Origin of the sequence: Niveibacterium terrae (assembly GCF_048213115.1) — a bacterium.
GTDB lineage: Bacteria > Pseudomonadota > Gammaproteobacteria > Burkholderiales > Rhodocyclaceae > Niveibacterium > Niveibacterium terrae.
Genome location: NZ_CP172404.1, coordinates 2,117,861 through 2,138,539 on the forward strand (window position 1 = coordinate 2,117,861; position 20,679 = coordinate 2,138,539).

The following is a 20,679-nucleotide window of genomic DNA, read 5'->3' on the forward strand; positions in this document are numbered from 1 at the left end:
CGTCAAGGCGGGCAAATCACTACGATAGGAATAATCAATAGGAGAAAGGCGAAACCTGGCCAGTCCGAGTATATCTAGCAAAACCGCTCCTATCCCCTCGCCCCATCATCCCCCGCTCACCATTGTAGGCAGTCGAGGATTTCTGGCGATCATGAATTTCTTCACCACGGCGCGTGCGTTTCTGGCTTCCGCGACCGACCCAGGCAATCTGCAGCGCGTTCACCGCTCTGTAACCTTGGCGCCTTAAAGTGTTTTGTTCTGCGGACTCCCCTCAAGGCTAAGGTTCTCTGATGAAAACACTCACCCGGCTGTTGGCCCTACCCATCGCTTGCTCGGCCCTGCTCGCCGCTTGCGGTGGCGACAACAACGACGCCGCCTCCACGCCCAGCCAGTCCGGCTACTACGCGAGCAAGACCAATTACCAGCCCCAGCAAGCGGCTTCGACTTATGAAGCGACGCCAGCGGGCTTCGCGCCGGTCTATACGGAGCTCGTCGCACGCCACAGCACGCGCGGACTCTCGGGGATGAAATACGACGATGCCGTGCTCAATATGTGGACCCAGGCCAAGGCCGACGGTGCGCTGACCGCTCTCGGCGACAAGCTCGGGCCGGATGTCGAGAAGATCATGAAGGCGAATTTCCTGCTCGGCTACGGGGTCGCGGGAATCTCGACGGCGGGTTATGGCAACCTGACTCAGGTCGGCATCAATGAGCACAAGCAGCTGGCCACACGCCTATATTCCCGCCTGCCAACGCTGTTCTCCAGCGTTGGCACGCGCAAGATCGAGATCATGAACTCCGGTCAGGATAGAGCTGTCGACAGCTCTCAATTCTTCGCCAATTCGCTGGGCAGCAATGGCACTTTGGCGGCGAATATCACCCCTGCGGGGATCAATCGCTACCAGCTCTATTTCCACAAGTTGAGCGCGACCGGCGACAAAGTCACCGACGGCTCCGCGATCAATGCCCAGGTGCTGCAGGCCAGCCTCGATTACCAGAGCTTCGCGGCGGCCAAGGACGCCACCGGTTACGGCACAGAGGTAGCCGCCAAGATCGCGGCGGCGCGCGCGACACCCGAGATCAAGACCGCGGCCCGCGTCGTCTTGGAGAAGCTGTTCAGCAAGGCTTTCCTCGACAAGATCGACGCGGGCACCTACAAATTCTCGAACAACAGCACCCGCAGCTACACCAGCGATGACGGCAAGTTCACCAACAAGCTCACAGGAGATGGCAAGACCAAGATCCTCAGCTCGGTCGATGCGGCGGCGCTGATCTATGAGCTCTATATCATCGCGCCGGGCTTGAAGAACGAGACCGGCGTCGACTTCTCGCCCTATATGCCCAGCGATCAGGCCAAAGCCTTCGCTTACCTGCAGGACATCGACGATTTCTACAACAAGGGGCCTTCAGCCACCGAATATTCCGGCGTGACCTACACGATCGCGGCAGGCCTGCTCCTCGATTTCTTCGCCGAAGTCGACCATATCGCCGCCGGCGACACCACCCGCGCAGCCCGCCTGCGCTTCACTCACGCCGAGGTTATGGCTCCCTTCACGGCCATCATGGGCATACCCGGCGCCTCGAGCTCGGTGCCGCGCGCTCAGACCTATGGCTACGATAACAACGCGTGGCGCGGCGAGAGCGTCATTCCGATGACCGCGAATGTGCAGTGGGATATCTATCGCAATGCCAACGGAACGCTGCTGGTGCGGATGCTCTTCAATGAAAAGGAAGTGGACTTCAAGAAAGACTGCGACAGCGCGCGCAATGCGCCGGGCAGCAAGTACTACAGCTATACCAAGCTGAAGGCTTGCTACTACCCCGCGGGCTGAGCCCGGCACGGATAGACAAGAAGGGCGGCCCACGGGCCGCCCTTTGCTTTTGCACGGCTGCGCGAAGCCACTGCGCTGGGCAGCCTAAAAGTGTTTCTCCGCCGCGCAGACGGTCTGCTCCATCAGCGTCGCGATCGTCATCGGCCCCACTCCACCCGGCACAGGCGTATAGGCGGAACATCGGTCGATGACCGCGGGGAGCTCGATGTCGCCGATTCCGCCCGGATGGTAGCCAGCATCGACGACCACGGCGCCCTCCTTTATCCAGCAGCCTTTGATGAATTCAGGTTTGCCCACCGCGCCGATGACGATGTCCGCCTGGCCGATGAGATCGGCCAGGCCTTCGGTCTTCGAGTGACAGATCGTCACTGTGGCGTTGGCATTGAGGAGCATCATTGCGATCGGCTTACCGAGTATCGGGCTGCGCCCCACGACGACCGCATGCCTCCCCTCGATACCGACGCCATGGTGTTGAAGCAAACGCATGATTCCGGCCGGAGTCGCGGACCCAAATGCTGGCAAGCCCATCGCCATTGCACCGAAGCCGAGCACGGTGACGCCATCGACATCCTTGGCGAGTGCAATTCGGTCAAAACACTGGCGTTCATCAATCTGCGCCGGGACCGGGTGCTGCAGAAGAATACCCTGCACCAGAGGATCAGCATTGAGACTATCGATCTGAGCCAGCAACTCTTCGGTGCTCGTCGTTTGGGCGAGCTCGACCGTGAGCGATTCCATGCCGATTCGGCGACAGGCGTTGCCTTTCATCTTGACGTAGGTCGCCGAGGAAGGATCGTCTCCGACCAGGATCGTCGCCAGAATTGGGCTACATCCCCCCGTGCGGCTCTTTATTTCCGCGACACGCGCGGAAAGTTCCGCTTCCATCTTGCGCGACAGGGCTTTCCCATCGAGAACGCGCGCAGTCATTGAGATTCCTTTCAGAATGAGGATTGCCTTGGGGCGCCGACTCAGCTGAAGCGGGCGCCCGCTTCACAAGGAGCGTCAGGGCATCGGGTAGCGCGAGCAGAGCGCTTGCGTTTCCTCGGCGACAGCGGCGATCACCGCATCGTCCAGATCGCTCTCGACAATTCGCGCGATCCAATCGGCGACTTGCCTGAACTGCGCCTCCCGGAAACCGCGGGTCGTCATCGAGGGCGAGCCCAAACGCAATCCCGAAGGATTCTGCGGCGGCTGTTCATCCCAGGGCACGGCGTTGTAATTGGCGACGAGGCCGGCACGATCAAGCGCGGCAGCAAGAGGCTTTCCCGCGATCGCCTTGTTGCGCAAATCGACCAGGACCAGGTGATTGTCCGTTCCGCCGGTGACGAGTTCGAATCCGTGGCCCAGCAGCCCATCGGCCAAAGCCTGGGCGTTGGCGACGCATTGCCGGCCGTATTCGGCGAAATCGGGCTGCAGCGCCTCATGCAGCGCGACCGCGATCGCTGCGGTGATCGCATTGTGCGGCCCCCCTTGAATTCCCGGGAAAACCGCCTTGTCTATCTGCGCCGCGTGCTCCGCACGGCACAGGATCATCGCGCCGCGCGGGCCGCGCAAGGATTTGTGCGTCGTGGTCGTCACGACATCGGCGTAGGGCACCGGTGAGGGATGGACTCCGGAGGCGACCAGACCGGCAAAATGCGCCATATCGACCATCAGAATGGCGCCCACTTCATCGGCGATCGCCCGGAAAGCCGCGAAGTCGAGCTGACGCGGATAGGCGGAATAGCCGGCGATCAACATCTTCGGTCGATGCTGCAGTGCGAGTTCGCGAATCCGCGCGTAATTCAAACGCTTCGTTTCCTGGTCCAGCCCATAGTGCACGACATTCCAGTGTTTGCCGGTGATCGAGACTTTCGAGCCATGGGACAGATGCCCTCCGTGGGCAAGCTGCATCGCCAGAACGGTATCACCCGGCTTCAGAAAGGCCATATAGACCGCAAGATTCGCGGGGGATCCGGAATGGGGCTGAACATTGACGTGCTCGGCGCCAAACAAGGATTTGGCCCTTTCGATCGCGAGGCGTTCGACCTGGTCGACGAACTGCTGGCCCTCGTAATAGCGCGCACCTGGATATCCCTCGGAATACTGATTGGTGATCACCGAAGAGCTGGCTTCGCGGACGACCGCCGACGCGTAATTCTCGGAGGCGATCAGGCGAATCTTGTTGCGCTGGCGAAGCTCTTCGCCGACGAGCAAGGAGGTGAGCAGAGGATCGGTCTGGCTCAGCGCGGGAAAGGATGAGACGGCGGATGCGACGACGGGATCATTCATGGCGACCTCCACTTGGGGAAAGTGGCTGGTCGAATGAGGCGCGTATTCAGGCGCATCCCATTCGAACAGCGGGAATACGCCCAGACGCGCGGCTTATCCGGGCGGCGGCCCGGCTCCGCACTTCCTCGGGGTGTCGCCCCTATGAAATCGCGTCAGTCATGCGGATGAAGGGCATTCTGCCGGATAAGACAAGGCTGGGCAAGGCTCGCCATCCGCAGATGAGACCCTATCGAGTCCGCCCTGGACGATCGCGAAGCTCACGTCGTCGATGATGGGCTGAACGGTGTTGTCCATCAGCCACTTCCGGACAAATTCCGCACCCGGGAGCAAAACCCGTGCATTCGCATCGAACTAAAGTCCCTCTTTTTATGACCCCTTCGCGCGGATAAGAACAGGACAACATGTCACGCAGAAAACTCACCCGACTCTCAACGGCACTGCTTGCCCTGGGCTTCGCCCACGGTGCACTGGCCCAGGAACAGATCGAAGCCAAGGCCTGGGTCTGGCTCAAGCAGATGACGCTGGACGAGAAGATCCAGATGGTCCACGGAGTCGGCATGGGCAATTCTCCGGTCGGCGGCGCGAGCTACATTCCCGGCATCCCACGCCTGGGCATTCCCGCGCTGGCCAGTGCCGATTCGTCGGGCGGCGTCGGCGGCCTCAACGTTCCCGATCGCCCGACGACGCAGTTCCCCGCGCCGCTCGCGCTCGCGGCGAGCTGGGACCCCGAGCTCGCCGAAGCCTATGGTGCGCAGATCGCAAATGAGCTTCGCGCGCTGGGCTTTGGCGAAGGTCTGGGCGGCGGCGTGAACCTCGCGCGCGAACCGCGCAACGGACGCACTTTTGAGTACCAGGGTGAGGATCCGCTGCTCGCCGGCAAGATGCTGGCGGCGCGCACGCGCGGCACGCAGAGTCGTCAGGTCATCGCGACAATCAAGCACTTCGCGGCCAACGACCAGGAGACGAACCGGATGAGTTCAAACTCGGTCATCGACGAACGAACCCTGCGCGAACTGACTCTGCTGCCCTTCGAGATCGCGGTGCGCGAAGGACGGCCAGGCAACGTGATGTGCGCCTACAACCTCGTCAACGGCGAGAAGGCCTGCCAGAACCGCCACCTTGTGACCGATATTCTGAAGGGCGAGTGGGGGTTCGACGGGACGGCGCAATCTGACTGGATCTTTGCGGTCACCGATACAGTAGCGGCAGCGAATGCGGGCCTCGACGAAGAGGAGCCGGGTTCGGATAACGACGAGGTCGAGCGCTTCGGCACCCACAGCCACTTCAACCAGCGCCTCAAAGCCGCGGTTGAATCTGGAGCCGTTCCGTTGAGCCGTCTCGACGACATGGTGGTGCGCAAGCTGCGCATCCTGCTGCGCCATGGCATCGTCGCCAATCCGCCCCGCCCCGACGGAGAGCTCGACAGCGCGGCCGGCCATGCGCTGGCGCAAAAAGTGGCCGAGCAATCGATGGTGCTGCTCAAGAACGACAAGGCCACCCTGCCCCTCGATCTGCAGCGGATCCGTTCGATCGCAGTGATCGGCGGGCATGCCGACGCCGGAGTGCTGTCCGGCGGCGGATCGGGCGGTGCCGGAGTGATCATGACCGGGTCGAGCTGGCCCGACAACGCGGTCAAGTGCCAGGATCAGTCGCTAGGCCTGGCCGAGCCGATGTTCTCGGCCTGCGCGACCTGGTTCAAGTCCTCGCCGCTCGCGGCGCTGCGCGCACGCGCCCCGAAGCTGCACATCAGCTATCTCGACGGCCTGGACGCGAAAGCGGCCGCCGAAGCCGCCGCCAAAGCCGATGTCGCGCTCGTCTTCGCCACGCAGTGGGTCAGCGAAGGGATGGATCTGAAGAGCCTGGCGCTCCCCGGCCCGGCCACTGATCCCGCGAACCAGGCCTACGACCAGGAGGCGCTGATCCGCGCGGTCGCAGCCCGCGCCAAGCGCACCGTCGTGGTTCTGGAAAACGGAACGGCGGTCACGATGCCCTGGCTGGATCAGGTGTCGGCGGTGCTCGCCGCCTGGTATCCGGGCATGGAGGGCGGCCCGGCGCTCGCGCGCGTGCTGTTCGGGGATGTGAATCCGTCCGGGCGGCTGCCGCTGAGCTTCCCGAAGTCGGACGCCGATCTGCCCCAGAAGGCGATCTCGGCCGAGCAGACCGATGTCGTCTACGCGGAGCGCCTCAAGATCGGCTACCGCTGGTACGACGCGATGGACATCGCCCCGCAGTTCGCTTTCGGACACGGCCTCTCCTATACCCGCTTCAGCTACTCCGACCTGCATCGCCGCATCGCCGCCGATGGCTCGGTCAAGCTCAGCGTCGTTCTCAAAAACACCGGCAAACGGCGCGGAGCCGAGGTCGTCCAGGTCTATGCGTCACTGCCCAAATCGGCGGGCGAGCCGCCGCAGCGTCTCGTTGCGTGGAAGAAAGTCGAACTCGGCGCGGGTCGGAGCACACGGGTCGAGATCAGCATCCCGCGCGAACGGCTGGCGATCTGGAACACGCAGAAGCACGGCTGGGAAGTCGTCGCGGGAAGCTATCGGCTGCGGATTGCCCGTTCCTCGCGCGACCCGCACGCGCTGAGCTTGCAGACCCGGCTCGACAAGTCGGAGCGCTGACGGCACGGCTCGCACCGCGGCAGCGCGGTGCGCAGGGCTTAGCCGTGGCAAGCGCGATAGCGCGCCGGCGACATGCCTGTCGCGCCCGAGAAAAAGCGGGACAGCGAGCTCTGGGTTGAAAAACCCAGACGCGCGCTGATCTCGCCCACCGGCAGCACGGTCTCGACGAGCAGTCGTTTAGCTTCCTCAACGCGCAGCTGCCCCCACAACGACGCGAAGGTCTGCCCCTCATCCTTGAGCCGTCGCAGCAGAGTCCAGCGTGAGATCTCCATCCGGGCGCAGACCTCGCTGAGTCCACGCTCGGCATCCGCGCCCAACGCGTTGGCCTGCATGCGCGAGAGCAGCATTGCACGGACCCGGGCAGCCAGTGCGTTTGCCTGCCCCAGCTCGGCGCGCTTTGCCTCGACCCGGGGCAGCAGAAAGCGGGCGGCGAGCGGATTGTGCTGGGGGCTGGGTCGATCGAGCGCGTCGGAGTGGATGTGCAAACGATTGCGCGCTTGCCCTCCCCTGACGCGCGCACCGGTCAGCGCCTCGATCTGTCGCGTGGCGGCTTGACCCTGAAGATCGAGCTCTATCCGCATCGTCTGAGTGTCGAGCAGGTGCTTCAGAATCGCCAGCACGATGCTGAAGTTGCCGAGCGCACTGGCGCTGGAACGCAGCACCCCTGGCTCGTTCTCGTAGTCGAACAGAAGCCCGTCCGGCGCATGAGTCAGGCGCACCGTATCGACTTCCCCGATCAGGCAGCGGAAGCGCTCGTAGTTCCTGACTCCTTCCCTGGGCGTCGCGCTGACGCTCCACAGCGCGGCGAGTTCGGGAAAGTTCTCGTAGAGCAGGTCGAGTGAAAAAGGCAAGGCTTCGACATTCCGCGGCCCGAGCTGATCCATGCGCCGCTGCAGCGCGAGATGGATTTTTGCCCCAACCCGGCCTTCTCCCGAGCGCAGCGCAAGAGGCGAAAGGCCGCTCCAGGCGCAAAACGCGGCCTCGTCCAGGCCGTAGCGCGCCGCGTGGCCCGCGAACATACGGATCAGAGCCGTCGATACTGTTTTCTGCCGGGAGCCCGCCGGCATCGTCTGCTGGATCACGCCACACCCGAAATCGTGTTTACCCTGCCCTGATTGTGCCCGGAGCTCGCCCGCCCTGCTCTGATGCGGCTCAGGCCCGGCCGGGATTGCTCCACACGCGAGCCGACAGATCGGCCGCGAAGCGCTCAAGCGGCATGCCCAGCCGATCGATTCCCTGCTCGGCGAGAAACTTCGCCTCCATCCGCGTCGGCTCATCGGGCAGCACGGCCCAATGTGGCCCGGCCGAGCGCTTGATGATCTGTCGCGCGAAACTCCGACTCACCTGATCATCGAAGCGGTAGCCGAGGAACAGGAAACCGCGTCTTTCGCGCAGTGTCTGGACGATCCTGGGGATCGGCCACTGGATGTCGATCACGGTCAGCACTTCGACGAAATCGGAGTCCGAGACCAGATAGTTTGAGGCCGGGAGCACACCGCCCAGCGGTTTGTACAACACGCAACCCGAGGCTTCGGCGCGCGGTTCGCCGTCGCCGCCGTAGCAGGCGGTCCAGCGCCCAGCGTGCCCGGACTGCGCCAAGCCCTGAATCTCCGACCATTCCCCGCCCTCCTCGCTCAGAGCCTTCGCCATCGCCGCGTCGTACCAAGCATCGACGATCAAAGGCGGGCGCAGCGCGGCAAGGCACTGATGCAGGCTCGAACAGGCCGGCGGAGCGGCGAAAGCCGCGTTCATCAGCGCAACGAGGGTTTTTCGGTGCTTGAAGTTTTCGATGAACTGAGCAGCCTGGGTCAGGCGCGAACGGATCTTGAAGGGCACCGCAAGCTTGGCGCTCAGTTTCGCGACCAGCGCTTCGGGCGAGGCCGGAACCGCATACCCGGGCACGAGATCGAGCATCTGCGACCCCAGGAAGGGAATCAGCCCCCCCTGGGCGAGGCGCTCGGCGAGTTCTGCGGGAATGCTCATCGCGCGTCAATCGGCAAGCTTGCGCGCTTCGACTGTGATCGGCAACGCGGTATCGGCGGCCATCTCCGGCAATTCCAGCTTCCAGCCGTTGGCCAGCGTCACATGCCCCCCCCAAAGACCGGGATGCTCGGTCGCGACGACGATCTCCTCGAGATCCTTCTTGGCGACATAGGCGGACAGCTCACCGCGAGGGGTTCTGCGAAGCGTGACTTTCATGATCTCTCTCTCAAGGCCAGAAGATGCGCAAAGGATCGGCGCACAACAGCGATAGAAGTTCATCGACACGGGCACCGCTGTCGACGGTGCACCAGCAATCGGCCTCGCGATCGCGCGCGGCCAGGGTCCAGAAATCCGCCTGGATGCGGCGAATCAGCGCGATGTCTATCGTGCCGCCCGCCTCATCGACGCTGCGCGAACAGCAGGGACTGACAATCTTCCAGCCCTCGGCCACACAGAACACCTCCGGGTGTACATAGCGATAACGAACGCGCTCGCGCAGCGCCCGCGCAATGCGGCGGCGCACGAACTCGGGCGCATCGCAGACAATTCCGGAGCTGTCCGTTGCGCGCTCGCCCTCCATGCCATGTTCAGAGGCCGGCACCTGAGCCGTCTCCGGATGGCTGGCCATCGAGGGGAATCAGCTCCCTGGCCTTCATCCCGACCCGGTAACCGTGGGCAATGAACTCGACCGAATAGATGTAGAACTGCTGAAGGAAAGTGCCGATTCCTGTCACATAGCCGACATCGCCTTTGCAGACCAGGACTTCACCAATGTCCTTGCCGGCAAACGTGCCGTCGTTGCGGATCGTGAAGCGGCTGGCGACCTTGTCTCCGAAATCGTACAAGGGCGGGGCGTCGATCTCGACTTCATCACTGTCGCGGCGGGTCATCGGACTCTCCCGTCATCAGAGGCGCGGCGCGGAGCGCAGCTGGGCGAGGCCCACAATCGCCGGCGCAGCGCTCCCGCAGCAGTGGACGGAAGACCCCGGCACTTGGACCACGAAACCGCTCGCCAGCCGGTTGTCGACGAAATCGACACTGAACTCGCCGCTCAGGGCCTGGGTCGCCGCGGGCAGGAACAGGCGAACACCTTCGCTAATCTGCAGCGAGTCGCCCTCGGACAGCGAAGGCTCGACCGAGAAATCCACGCTCCAGCCCGAACACCCGCCAGCCCTGAGGGTGATCCTGAACCCCGAGTCGGGGCCTTGGCCGCAAGCGCGCAGTATCCGCCTAACGAAGCGCCAGGCGGCAGGCGTCAGCACCAGGCTGGCCATATCAGGCCTTGATGATGCAGTCGTCGATCGGGCAGGCCGCGCGGCACTGCGGCGCGTCGCCATCGCATTCCGAGCACAGCCCGGCATCGATGACAAAAGAGCCCTTCTTTTCGCTGATCGCATCGTTCGGGCACTCGGACTCGCAGGCCGAACAGCCGGTGCAGTACATGCTGACGATTTTCATGCTCATCGTGGTTCTCCTCGTGAATGGCGGCCTCAGGCGGCCGCGGTGAAAGCGCCCTGGCGCAGCGCGGCATCTCCGCGCTCGCGGTGCTCGGTTTCGCCGCGCGTGACCCGGACCGAGTAGTCGGCGAACCAGTCGAGCACGGCCTTCTCGATGAACTCGCCAGCATGGCGCTGATCGACTTCGATGCCTGCCGCCGCGAGCTCCTGGCGTGGACAAGCGCCGATCTTCGCAACCAGCAGCGCATGGCAGTCGTTGATCGCAGCGATGATTGAGGGCAGCTCCTCGTCTTCCCCCCAGCCGCCCTGGCAGTACAGATCGACGCGGCGATGACCGATGAAGTGGACACCCTGCTCCGAGACCTCAAAGATCTGGAACTCGTCGGCATGGCCGAAGTGCTGATTGATCCGCCCTTGACCGCGGCTTGCGACCGCGACGTGCACGCTCAGTCCCGACTCGGGCAGGCTTTCCCCGCCCCCCCGCCGCGCGCGCTGCTGGGCGAGACTGTCGGCTTCGAGCTCACGCATTGAAGCGCTGTGTGCAGCAGAATCGAAGCTCGGCACCAGTGCATCGAGCGCGTCGAGCGAGAACTCCTCGCTCCTGTCCTCGCCGAGCAGCCCGACCGCATCGGCCCGACACTGTCGGCAGTGACGCATCAGCTGCGCTCCGCCCGAGCATTCGTCCTGAACCGCTTTGAGCTGCTGAGCCGTTGGGCCGCGTTGACCGGCGAGGCCGAAGACCGTGCCGTGCGCCGGATCGGAGATCAGCGGCATGATGTTGTGCAGGAAAGCGCCTCTCGCCTTGACTTCGCGGTTCAGGCTGACCAGATGATGATCGTTGATGCCCGGAATCAGCACCGAGTTGATCTTCGCGAGCACGCCACGCTCGGTCAGCTTTTCGAGGCCCAGGAGCTGGCGCCCGGCGAGGATCTTCGCCGCTTCCAGTCCTTCGTAACGACGGTGCCCGTGGAAAATCCACGGGTAGATCCTCGCACCGACCAACGGATCGAGCGCGCTGATCGTGATCGTCACATGGTCGATGCCGAGCGCGCAGATCTCGTCGATGTGATCGGCCAGCGCGAGCCCGTTCGTCGACAAGCATAGCTTCAGTCCGGGTGCCTGCTCGCGCAAGGCTCTGAACGTCGCAAAGGTCTTGTCGGGATTGGCCAGCGCATCGCCGGGGCCGGCGATGCCGACCACGCTCAGCCTGGGAATCCGCTTCGCGACAACGAGAACCTTGCGCACCGCCTGTTCGGGCGTGAGCCTTTCGGAGACGACTCCGGGCCGGGATTCATTCGAACAGTCGTACTTGCGGTTGCAGTAATTGCATTGGATGTTGCAGGCCGGGGCAACCGCGATATGCATCCGCGCGTAATGGTGGTGAGCCGACTCCGAATAACAGGGGTGGTCCTTGATCCTGTCCCAGACTCCGGGCGGCAGCTCATCTGGACCCTCTTGACTGCCGCAAGAGGCGCTGGCGCAGCCGACCGGTTGGGAGGCCAGAGCCGAGCCCCTGCTCTGCAGATCGGAAAAACGGATGTAGGTGGCTGGCGGCATTGCGGCTTCCTTGCTGGCTGTCGCAGCGTTTTGTCTGCAAAGGCTTTAGCCAGATCCGTGCCATGTCAAATTTTCCCTTCATTTCAATCAACTTGCGCAATGGCCCTCTCCGTCAATTCCGACAATGCGTCGCGCATGCGACAAAAGCCACAAATCCCGGAGCCGCGAGATGTCATGATGGCCAAACTGTGTCTGCCAGAACACGCTTTTGCATGGAGCTCATCTGGTCTAGATTGATTTCTGTGGCGTCAATTCGCACATAGATCTGCGTGGGACGAGTCGAGTCCCTGGAACGGACAGCCCCCGACGACAGGAGCTTTCGATGCACCGATTGAAGTCAATGGCATGGCGGCTCCTGAGGCGAGCGGAGCTCCGAACCGAACACCGCTTTGTGTTCCCACGAAATCCCGCTTCCGCACATCGGCAAGCTCTCTACCCTCCTCTCCGCTGCTGATCCATGCACATTTCCCGGACGTCGCGGGAGCAAGGACAGCCGCCGCAGTGCGTGCTGTTTCGCATTTCTCGATTTCAGGCCAAAAACCATGGACATCGAAGACGCGGTCGGTCACATCGGAATCAAGGGCGAGCTCAACATCTATACGGCAGCCGCTTTGCGTCAGCTGCTGCTCGATGCCTTGAACGCCGGTTCGCAAGTTGAAATCGATCTATCCGAAGTCAACGAGATGGACAGCGCAGGCTTGCAGCTTCTGGTTGCGGCAAGGCGGGAAGCGGCTAGACAGGGTAAGCCCCTCAGGTTTTCCGGAGGCAGTCGGGCCGTACTCGATCTGCTTGATCTGTGTGCACTGTCAACGATCCTCGACGAGCCCAGCTCGGTTTGACGGGAAGAAACGATGGAACTCGACGAATCGCTACAGCTCTTCATCGTTGAAGCCCGAGAGCTGCTGGAACAGATGGAAAACGCGCTGCTGCGCGTCGAGCAGATGCCCGACGACTCGGACACGATCAACGCGATCTTCCGCGCGGCGCACACGATCAAGGGTTCTGCCGGCCTGTTCGGTCTGGATCACATCGTCGGTTTCACCCACACGGCCGAGAGCGTCCTCGACCGGGTCCGCAGCGGACAGCTCGCGATCTGCTCCGAGCTGGTCGTCGTTCTCCTCGGTGTCTGCGACCACCTCGGGCTGCTGATCACGAGAATCGCCGAAGGAACCGAACACGACAAAGAAACGCAGCGAAGCAGTGACGATCTGGCGGACAAGCTCAAGGCCTGGCTCCCGGAGAAGGATCAACCCTCATCTCCCCACCCGGTCGCACCAGAGCAGGAGACGGCGCAGACAGAAGGCGTCAGCTCCGAAAACTGGCACATCTCGCTACGTTTCAGCCCCGACGTGCTGCGCAACGGCATGGATCCGTTGTCCTTCATCCGCTATCTGAAACGAATCGGTGAGATCAGCGAGATCGTCACGCTGATCGAGCACATTCCGCCCCTGAGCGAGCTCGACCCCGAGGCCTGCTATCTCGGCTTTGAAATCAGCTTTCGAACCGATGCAGACAAGGCCGCAATCGAAGATGTTTTCGAGTTCGTCCGTGATGACGCACACATCGGCATCCTTCCCCCGCACAGCAAGATCACCCAGTACCAGAAGCTGATCGACGAGATGCCGGAGGAGGAGATGCTGCTTGGCGAGATCCTCGTGCGCTGCGGCACCTTGACGCGGGCGGAACTCGAAGACGCGCTGAACCACCAGGGTAACGGCCAACAAAAACCGCAGAGCCCAATCGGCCAGCTGCTGATGGATCAGAAGAGGGTTCATCCTCAGGTCGTCGCCGCCGCACTCGACAAGCAGAAGAGAGTCAAGGAAGCGAGGGGAACAGGATCGGACTCTGGATCAATCCGCGTCAATGCCGTGAAGCTCGATGAGCACATCAACCAGATCGGCGAGTTGATCATCGCCAGCGCTGGAGCCAAGCTGATCGCCCAGCACGTGAGCGCCCCAGACCTGCTCGAAGCGCTGGCGCGGCTCTCCCGCCTGGTCGAGGAAATCCGCGATTCGGCGCTGAGCCTGCGCATGGTGCAGATCGGAGCCACTTTCAACCGCTTCCAGAGGGTCGTACGTGACGTCAGCGCCGAGCTGGGCAAGGACATCCGGCTGGAGATCCTCGGCGCAGAGACAGAACTGGACAAAACCGTCGTCGAGAAAATCACCGATCCGCTGACCCATCTAGTGCGCAACTCGATGGATCACGGCATCGAAGCCGCCGAGGAAAGGCTGGCCTGCGGCAAACCTGCATTTGGCACGATAACGCTTAATGCCTTCCACGACTCGGGAAGCATCGTGATCGAAGTGTCTGACGATGGCGCGGGGCTCAAGCGCGAGCGCATCAGGGCCAAGGCGATCGAGCGCGGCCTGATCCGGGCGGATCAGACGCTCTCGGATCAGGACATCGACCAGCTGATCTTCGAACCCGGGTTTTCGACCGCGGATCAGCTCAGCAATCTCTCGGGGCGGGGCGTCGGCATGGATGTCGTGCGCCGCAACATCGCCGCCCTGCGCGGAAGCATAGAGATCGCCAGCAACGAAGGCCAGGGCACCCGCCTGAGAATCCGCCTGCCGCTGACTCTGGCGATCATCGATGGCTTTCTGGTCGGAGTCGGCAACTCGTGCTTCGTGATCCCTCTGGACACGGTCGTCGAATGCGTCGAACTGCCTGACGCAGAGAGCAGCGAGAACAGCGACCACTTGAACCTGCGCGGTGAAGTCCTTCCCTTTATCCGGCTCAAGCAGCTCTTCGCGATCCCAGACCAAGCACCAGGGATGGATGGCGAGAATTCCTGCGGCGATCGCCTGGGCTCAGGACCTTCACTGCTCAGCGCAGAGGGGGCTGCCGCGCTGGCCGCCGACGAGGATCTTCACTTCCTGCTCGATCCGGTTCAGCGGGAGAACGTCGTCGTCGTCCAGTACGCCGGACATCGTGCCGGGTTGGTCGTCGATCGCCTCAGAGGGGAATTCCAGACCGTGATCCGTCCCTTGGGCGCGATGTTCGAAGGACTCAGTGGCATCAGCGGCTTCACGATCCTCGGCGATGGCCGGGTTGCGCTGATTCTTGATGTCCCCGGTCTGGTCAATCGCGTCATCAAAAGTGAAAGCAAGCGTCGTCAAAACCGTTCGATCCCGTTCACTGGAGAGGGGAAATGAAACTCACCGTCGCGAAAAAAATGGGGCTGCTGGCCGGCTCCGCACTGCTCGGCATCATTGTGTTGACCGCGCTGTCTCTGGTACAGATGGAAAAGGTCTTCGGCGCGGCCAGTTACGGAACGACCAACTCCGTGCCCAGCCTCGTCGCTCTCGATGAGCTGCGCACGAGCATCCTGCAGACACGGCTGGAGACGAACCGGCACATCCTGAACACGGACGAAGCGAAGAAGACCGCGATCGAAGCCACGATCAACAGCTACCGCGTCGCCACGCGTGAGGCGATGAAAAAGTACGAAGCCCACATCGCTGACGACAAGGACAAGAACCTGCTTGAGCAGGAGAAAAGTCTATGGGATCGTTACGAGCTTCTGATCGAACCGGTCATGGAAGCTTCACGCGCCAACGACAAGGAAAAAGCTTTGAGTCTGGTCGCGAAAATTCTTCCGGTCGCCGAGAAACTCGGCGCCCTCGTCAATGAGCAGTTCGAGTACAAGATAGCTCTAGCAAAAAAAGGGGTAGATGAGGCCGCAGCGGACAAAAGCAGCTCGCTGACTACGTCCCTGCTGATCGCGACTCTGACCCTGGTCGTCGTCGCGGCGATCGCCTTCTTCATCACCCGCGCCCTCTTGCGCCAGCTGGGCGGCGAGCCCGATCTGGCAGCCGAGATCGCCAATCGAATCGCGGTCGGCGATCTCACCGGCTCGATCACGCTAAAGGCCGGCGACAACAACAGCCTGATGGCGGCGATGCACAGGATGGTCCAGGCACTAAACGCAGTCATCTCCGAAATGAGCACGCTCAATGTTGCGGCGAGCCGGCTCGACCTGGATGCACGCGGAGACGTCAGCCGGCATCAGGGAGACTTCCGGAAGATCGTCGAGGGCACGAACCAGACCCTCGATGCGATCGTCGTTCCGCTCCATGCGCTGATCTCTGATATCAACATGCTCTCGGGCGATGCGATCCGCGGCGAGTTCGGCACCCGCGCCGACGCATCCCGCCACCCGGGCGAGTTCCGCAAGGTCGTCGAGGGTGTCAATGGCACGCTCGATGCAATCGTGACCCCGCTGAACCAGCTGATCGCGGACATCGAACAGCTGACCGCAGCGGTGATCGCCGGGCGCCTGTCGGTGCGTGGCGATACCGCCCATCACCGTGGCCAGTTCCAGGAAGTCCTGCAGGGGCTCAACGATCTGGTCGATGCGGTCGTAGCTCCAATCGACGAAGCCAAGCGCGTGATGCGGGCCTTGAGTTCGGGCGATCTGACCCAGAGCATAGAGAAGCAATATCAGGGCGAATTCAAGGTGCTTGCCGATGCGATCAACGAGACGACGGCCCGCCTCGCCTCGACGATCGCCGAGGTCAACCAGACGAGCGCAGCGCTGGCCACCGCGACGAGCCAGATCTCCTCCACTGCGCAGTCCTTGTCGCAGGCTTCGAGCGAGCAGGCGGCGAGCGTCGAGCAGACCTCCGCATCGGTCGAGCAGATGAGCGCGTCGATCAAACAGAACACCGAAAATGCGAAGGTCGCAGACTCAATGTCCGCGGATGGCACGGACAAAGCAGCCGAGGGCGGGAAAGCCGTCACCGAGACGGTCGCCGCGATGAAGCAGATCGCAAAGCGGATCGGCATCATCGACGACATCGCCTACCAGACCAACCTGCTCGCGCTCAACGCCGCGATCGAGGCGGCGCGTGCAGGCGAGCACGGCAAAGGTTTCGCGGTCGTCGCCGCGGAAGTTCGCAAGCTTGCCGAGCGCAGCCAAGTCGCCGCCCAGGAGATCGGCCAGTTGGCCGGGAACAGCGTGGCTCTGGCCGAGAAAGCCGGCCAGCACCTCGACGATATCGTCCCTGCGACACGCAAAACCGCCGATCTGGTCCAGGAGATTACGGCTGCCTCCCAGGAACAGTCGATCGGCGTCGAACAGGTCAATACCGCGATGGGACAACTGAGTCAGATCACTCAGCAAACCGCCTCGGCCTCCGAAGAACTCGCGGCGACAGCCGAGGAGATCAGCGGTCAGGCTCATGGCTTGCAGGAGCTGATGGAATTCTTCACGCTGAAAACGCTCGAAAAACCTCGCGTCGTCTCAGGCAAGGCCATTGTTCGCGGCGGCGGGCAAGCCAGGGGGGCGGCAAATCAGAAGAAGAAGGAGTCGAGACCGGATTTGGACGGCGGCGACGAATTCGTACGTTTCTAGGAGCCGAGCATGCAGACGCTAGAGCAAGGACAAACCCGGCTGGTGGCGATGACCGCCCTAGCCGTCCATTCAGACGAGGACAAACCGCAGTACCTGACCTTCATGCTCGATGACGGGATGTTCGGGATCAACATCCTGTCGATCCGGGAGATCATCGAATATGGCTCTGTCACCCAGGTCCCGCTGAGCCCGCCCTACATCCGGGGCGTCCTGAACCTACGCGGAGCCGTGGTTCCGGTCCTCGACCTGAAAGTGCGCTTCGGCCGACAAGCCGGTGAGGACACGCGGCGCACCTGCATCGTCATCGTCGAGATCGACACGGAGAAAGGCCGGCAGCAGCTGGGCATGACCGTCGACTCGGTCAACGAAGTTCTGGATATCCCAACTTGCGACATCAAGGATGTTCCGGAATTTGGCGCGAGGATACGTGGCGATTTCATCGAAGGGATGGGGCGGATCGGAGACGAGTTCGTCGTGCTGATCAATCCGGACCGCGTCCTCTCGCTCGACGAGATCTCGGTCCTAGCGAACCTTGGCAAAGCGCAAAACTCGACTGCTTGAAGAAGGGAGTGCGGCTGCTCCACTCAGAAGCGCCGCACTTCGATCGCGAACTTCTGCAGCGCGTAGCCCATCTGTCTGGGCGTGATATTGAGCAGCCGTGCGGCTTTCGCTTGAACCCACCCGCACTGCTCCATCGCCCAGATCAGCCGCTCGCGCTCGCCTTCCGGCTTCTCGTTGCCGAAGCGACGAGCGGGAGGCCGGGGAGCGGGCGAATCGTCAAAGCCGCTCGCATCGTCTTCAAGGGCAGGAAGCGGGGCTCGTCCTGACAGAAGATCGCCCTTGCCGGCCAAGTGCAGGATCTGGCTCATGCAACGGTTGACCGAGCACGGAAAATCAAGCGCTTCCAGTTCCTGGTGGCGGGACATCGTTGCCGCCCGCTCGATGCAGTTCTCGAGTTCGCGGACATTGCCCGGCCAGTTACAGGCCCGCATCAGCTTGTGGGCGGTCGGACTCAGCGTCATCGAACGGCCGTTCTCGGCATTGAAACGCTGCAGGAAGTGCTCGGCCAGGGCGGCGATGTCTTCGGGACGCTCGCGAAGCGGCGGCAGGAAGACGCTGACGACGTTGATCCGGAAGTACAGATCGGCGCGGAACTCCCCGTTCGCAACCATGGTTTCGAGGTCGCGATTGGTTGCGCAGATCAGCCGCACATCGACCTTGATTGAACGCGAACCGCCAACCCGCTCGAATTCGCGCTCCTGGAGCACGCGCAGCAACTTGGTCTGGAAGGCCGGCGAGATGTCGCCGATCTCGTCGAGGAAGAGCGTTCCCTTGTCGGCAAGTTCGAAGCGCCCCTTGCGCTCGCCGGTCGCTCCGGTGAAGGCCCCCCGCTCGTGCCCGAAGAGCTCGCTCTCGAGCAGAGTCTCGCTGAGCGCCGCGCAGTTGACCTTGACGAAGGGCGCGCTGTTGCGCGGTGACAGATCGTGGATCGCCCGGGCAATCACTTCTTTTCCGGTCCCGCTTTCGCCGCGCAGCAGCACCGTCGAACGCGCCGGTGCGAGCTGATGCACCTCGGCGAACACGCTCTCCATCTTCCGCGAGCAGCCGATCACATTCTTTATCCTGTAACGCGGCCGCGCGTCTGGGCGCCCTGATTCCACATCGGCTCCTGGACGGCCCCTCGCGCTGACCTGGGCGAGCGCAACAGCCTGACCGATCAGGTTTGCGACCATCGCCAGCAAGCGCACGTCGGCCGAAAAGCCCGCTCCGCCGGGAAGACGGGGCCGATCGACGCTCAGCACGCCCAGAGTCCGCCGGCCGTGGCGAACCGGTACGCCGATGAAGGCGATCGGGTAAGCGCTGGCGAGGCGCGACTCGGCCTCCTCGACGAACAGCGGCTCGGCCGCGATATCCGGCACAACGACCGGCAGGCCCGACGCATAGGCCTTGCCGACCGCGCCGTCACCCGCACTGAGGCAGCCCGCTTCCCATTCCTCGGGGCTCAGGCCCGTCGCGGCAACGAGTTCCAGCGCCTCGCTCCCACCGAGTTCCTCGCGGAGCACGATCGTGCCGCGCGAAAAACCCAGGTAGTTGGCAAGAATGTTCAGCGTTTCGCGAAGAGCCCGCCGTAGATCCGAGGTGGCGCTGAGGATCTTGCCGATCTCATAGACCGTGGACAGTTCGATCTGGGCTCGCGTTTGCCGGGAGGGACAGAGAACGACGGCAGTGGTCATGGTTCAGGATTTCCTTGCTGATTTCCGGCGCAAACGCCAAGCCAGGGGGAAGCGGCCTGCGCGTCTCCGGGTAAAGCTTGATCCCATGCACACACAAGCAAACACCGTACCGGGCCTGGCCGCGCCGTCAAAATCCCCCCCCCTTCCCCGCCAGGAAAGCGTGGTTCGACACGCTGGTGCAGCAATGCGCATTCAGCGAATGTGCGATTCGCGACGCATAAAGGGGCAAGCTGCGCTGTTTTCGTGCAAGCGCCATGAATTGTTGCAAACGCGACAAACCATCCCATCGCGGAGTCATGAAACCCGCGAAAGGCATGAAGCACGGGCCTGGAGCATCTCTTGCTTGCAAGACCAGGAGAGCTTTTTTTGGAGAAGGCGATGTTGGAGCGCAGCGCGACAGTAGTCAGCATTGACAGAGGCAAGGCTCGCTTGCGTTTCGAGCGCGAATCGGCCTGCGGCGCCTGCCGCGCACGAGGTCATTGCGCCGGTTCGGGCGAGGCGGGCGAGATCGACCTGCCGCTGCCCGCGGGAATGCGGCTGGTCAATGATGGCATCGTGACGGTTGAACTCGGCGCGCGAGAGCTGATCAGCGCCGGCCTGATCCTCTATGGCCTGCCGATGGCGGGCTTTCTGATCGCGCTGATGGCGGCGAGCCTCGCCGGCTGGACGGACGCCTGGATCGGCGGCGCGGCCTTTGCGGGCCTGGGCTTGGGCTTTCTGGTGAGCCGTCAGCTCGCCCGCCTGCCGCGCTTCCAGCGCACGCCGAGGATCGCCCAGCCAGAGTCAAAATAGGTCTCACGCCAAGCCGCGGAGCCGCAGAGAGAACCAAACCCCTCAAAACAAGAGCCAAGATCCGGCTCTGCACTTTGGGAAGCAGTTCCCTGGCCGACGGGGTGGCCAGAAACACAGGAAGCGCTTCTGACTTTGGTCTTCCTCTGTGGCTCTGCGGCTCTGCGTGAGGAATGCCTTTGAGCTTCTTTGCCTGAGCGAAAGTACGAGCCAGGACGCGATCAATACCTGAGATTGACCTAACAGAGCATGCTCTGCATAAAGGCTGCGACTGACTCCCCAGAGCATGCTCCGGGGAGTCAGTCGTCCTCCGCCCCCTGGCGGCGCGGCACGGTTTTCGGGTCACAGGTGATCGCGCGATAGATCTCGACCCGGTCGCCTTCGCGCAGCGGTGCATCGAGCGGGACAACTTTTCCGTAAACGCCGACCTTCTGGGTTTCGAGGTCCAGCCCCGGCAACTGGGCGAGGATGCCCGAACGCTCGATCGCATCGTAGACCGTGCATCCCTCGGCGACTTCGAGTTTGAGCCAGAGGCGGCGGCTCTCCCCGGCATAAGCGACGGCGATCTGCATCATT

General features: G+C 62.7%; 20 protein-coding genes. 7 read left to right on the top strand and 13 right to left on the bottom strand.

What is annotated here, in order from left to right; all coding sequences use genetic code 11:
- Positions 1-290: 290 nt before the first annotated feature.
- Positions 291-1,832: a histidine-type phosphatase gene (locus ACHFB9_RS09780; protein WP_417066768.1), complete on the top strand. Its 1,542-nt coding sequence runs from the start codon at positions 291-293 to the stop codon at positions 1,830-1,832.
- An 84-nt stretch (positions 1,833-1,916) separates the two neighbouring features.
- Here ACHFB9_RS09780 and folD read toward each other — a convergent pair whose 3' ends face one another.
- The 3 genes from folD to ACHFB9_RS09795 form a co-directional block, all read right to left on the bottom strand.
- Positions 1,917-2,759 carry a bifunctional methylenetetrahydrofolate dehydrogenase/methenyltetrahydrofolate cyclohydrolase FolD gene (gene folD / locus ACHFB9_RS09785; RefSeq protein WP_417066770.1) on the bottom strand — a complete coding sequence of 281 codons (843 nt, stop codon included), beginning with the start codon at positions 2,757-2,759 and terminating at the stop codon, positions 1,917-1,919.
- A gap of 75 nt (positions 2,760-2,834) precedes the next feature.
- Complete coding sequence (glyA, locus tag ACHFB9_RS09790; RefSeq protein ID WP_417066772.1) at positions 2,835-4,103, bottom strand: serine hydroxymethyltransferase; 1,269 nt, start codon at positions 4,101-4,103, stop codon at positions 2,835-2,837.
- A 156-nt stretch (positions 4,104-4,259) separates the two neighbouring features.
- Positions 4,260-4,397, bottom strand: a complete 138-nt coding sequence (locus ACHFB9_RS09795) for a hypothetical protein (protein WP_417066774.1) — start codon at positions 4,395-4,397, stop codon at positions 4,260-4,262.
- Between the two features lie 107 nt (positions 4,398-4,504).
- Between ACHFB9_RS09795 and ACHFB9_RS09800 the strand changes: the two genes are divergently transcribed.
- Positions 4,505-6,724, top strand: coding sequence for a beta-glucosidase family protein (locus ACHFB9_RS09800; RefSeq protein WP_417066776.1), 2,220 nt, complete (start codon positions 4,505-4,507; stop codon positions 6,722-6,724).
- A 38-nt stretch (positions 6,725-6,762) separates the two neighbouring features.
- On the opposite strand, the gene ACHFB9_RS09805 is transcribed toward ACHFB9_RS09800, so the two are convergent.
- The 8 genes from ACHFB9_RS09805 to nifB form a co-directional block, all read right to left on the bottom strand.
- Positions 6,763-7,806 (bottom strand): helix-turn-helix domain-containing protein, encoded by a 1,044-nt coding sequence (locus ACHFB9_RS09805; protein ID WP_417066778.1) that lies wholly within the window; start codon positions 7,804-7,806, stop codon positions 6,763-6,765.
- Between the two features lie 70 nt (positions 7,807-7,876).
- A complete protein-coding gene (locus ACHFB9_RS09810) occupies positions 7,877-8,707 on the bottom strand; it encodes an SIR2 family NAD-dependent protein deacylase (RefSeq protein ID WP_417066779.1) in 831 nt (276 codons plus the stop codon).
- Positions 8,708-8,713: 6 nt separating this feature from the next.
- On the bottom strand, positions 8,714-8,923 hold the full coding sequence (gene nifT / locus ACHFB9_RS09815) for a putative nitrogen fixation protein NifT (protein ID WP_417066781.1): 210 nt from the start codon (positions 8,921-8,923) through the stop codon (positions 8,714-8,716).
- Positions 8,924-8,933: 10 nt separating this feature from the next.
- Positions 8,934-9,308: a hypothetical protein gene (locus ACHFB9_RS09820; RefSeq protein ID WP_417066783.1), complete on the bottom strand. Its 375-nt coding sequence runs from the start codon at positions 9,306-9,308 to the stop codon at positions 8,934-8,936.
- The gene (locus tag ACHFB9_RS09825; RefSeq protein WP_417066784.1) at positions 9,295-9,597 is read right to left on the bottom strand and encodes a nitrogen fixation protein NifZ; all 303 of its coding nucleotides are present in this window, start codon (positions 9,595-9,597) and stop codon (positions 9,295-9,297) included. Before ACHFB9_RS09825 ends, ACHFB9_RS09820 begins: the two co-directional genes overlap by 14 nt.
- Before the next feature lie 15 nt (positions 9,598-9,612).
- Positions 9,613-9,855 carry a hypothetical protein gene (locus ACHFB9_RS09830; RefSeq protein ID WP_417066786.1) on the bottom strand — a complete coding sequence of 81 codons (243 nt, stop codon included), beginning with the start codon at positions 9,853-9,855 and terminating at the stop codon, positions 9,613-9,615.
- A gap of 127 nt (positions 9,856-9,982) precedes the next feature.
- Positions 9,983-10,171, bottom strand: coding sequence for a 4Fe-4S binding protein (locus ACHFB9_RS09835; protein ID WP_417066788.1), 189 nt, complete (start codon positions 10,169-10,171; stop codon positions 9,983-9,985).
- 26 nt (positions 10,172-10,197) lie between these two features.
- On the bottom strand, positions 10,198-11,721 hold the full coding sequence (nifB, locus tag ACHFB9_RS09840; protein WP_417066790.1) for a nitrogenase cofactor biosynthesis protein NifB: 1,524 nt from the start codon (positions 11,719-11,721) through the stop codon (positions 10,198-10,200).
- Between the two features lie 542 nt (positions 11,722-12,263).
- Between nifB and ACHFB9_RS09845 the strand changes: the two genes are divergently transcribed.
- From ACHFB9_RS09845 to ACHFB9_RS09860, 4 genes are read left to right on the top strand one after another with little or no spacing between them, the layout of a single operon-like run.
- Positions 12,264-12,560 carry an STAS domain-containing protein gene (locus ACHFB9_RS09845; protein ID WP_417066792.1) on the top strand — a complete coding sequence of 99 codons (297 nt, stop codon included), beginning with the start codon at positions 12,264-12,266 and terminating at the stop codon, positions 12,558-12,560.
- A gap of 12 nt (positions 12,561-12,572) precedes the next feature.
- Positions 12,573-14,879: a chemotaxis protein CheW gene (locus ACHFB9_RS09850; RefSeq protein WP_417066794.1), complete on the top strand. Its 2,307-nt coding sequence runs from the start codon at positions 12,573-12,575 to the stop codon at positions 14,877-14,879.
- Positions 14,876-17,080 carry a HAMP domain-containing methyl-accepting chemotaxis protein gene (locus ACHFB9_RS09855; protein WP_417066796.1) on the top strand — a complete coding sequence of 735 codons (2,205 nt, stop codon included), beginning with the start codon at positions 14,876-14,878 and terminating at the stop codon, positions 17,078-17,080. Before ACHFB9_RS09850 ends, ACHFB9_RS09855 begins: the two co-directional genes overlap by 4 nt.
- A gap of 9 nt (positions 17,081-17,089) precedes the next feature.
- Entirely contained in the window at positions 17,090-17,641 is a 552-nt protein-coding gene (locus ACHFB9_RS09860; protein WP_417066798.1) for a chemotaxis protein CheW, read from the top strand.
- A 23-nt stretch (positions 17,642-17,664) separates the two neighbouring features.
- On the opposite strand, the gene nifA is transcribed toward ACHFB9_RS09860, so the two are convergent.
- Complete coding sequence (gene nifA, locus ACHFB9_RS09865) at positions 17,665-19,314, bottom strand: nif-specific transcriptional activator NifA (RefSeq protein WP_417066800.1); 1,650 nt, start codon at positions 19,312-19,314, stop codon at positions 17,665-17,667.
- A gap of 378 nt (positions 19,315-19,692) precedes the next feature.
- On the opposite strand from nifA, the gene ACHFB9_RS09870 reads away from it, so the two are divergent.
- Entirely contained in the window at positions 19,693-20,106 is a 414-nt protein-coding gene (locus tag ACHFB9_RS09870; RefSeq protein WP_417066802.1) for a SoxR reducing system RseC family protein, read from the top strand.
- Between the two features lie 296 nt (positions 20,107-20,402).
- Here the strand turns inward: ACHFB9_RS09870 and ACHFB9_RS09875 are convergent, their stop codons facing one another.
- Positions 20,403-20,678: an RnfH family protein gene (locus ACHFB9_RS09875; protein ID WP_417066804.1), complete on the bottom strand. Its 276-nt coding sequence runs from the start codon at positions 20,676-20,678 to the stop codon at positions 20,403-20,405.
- Position 20,679 lies beyond the last annotated feature (1 nt).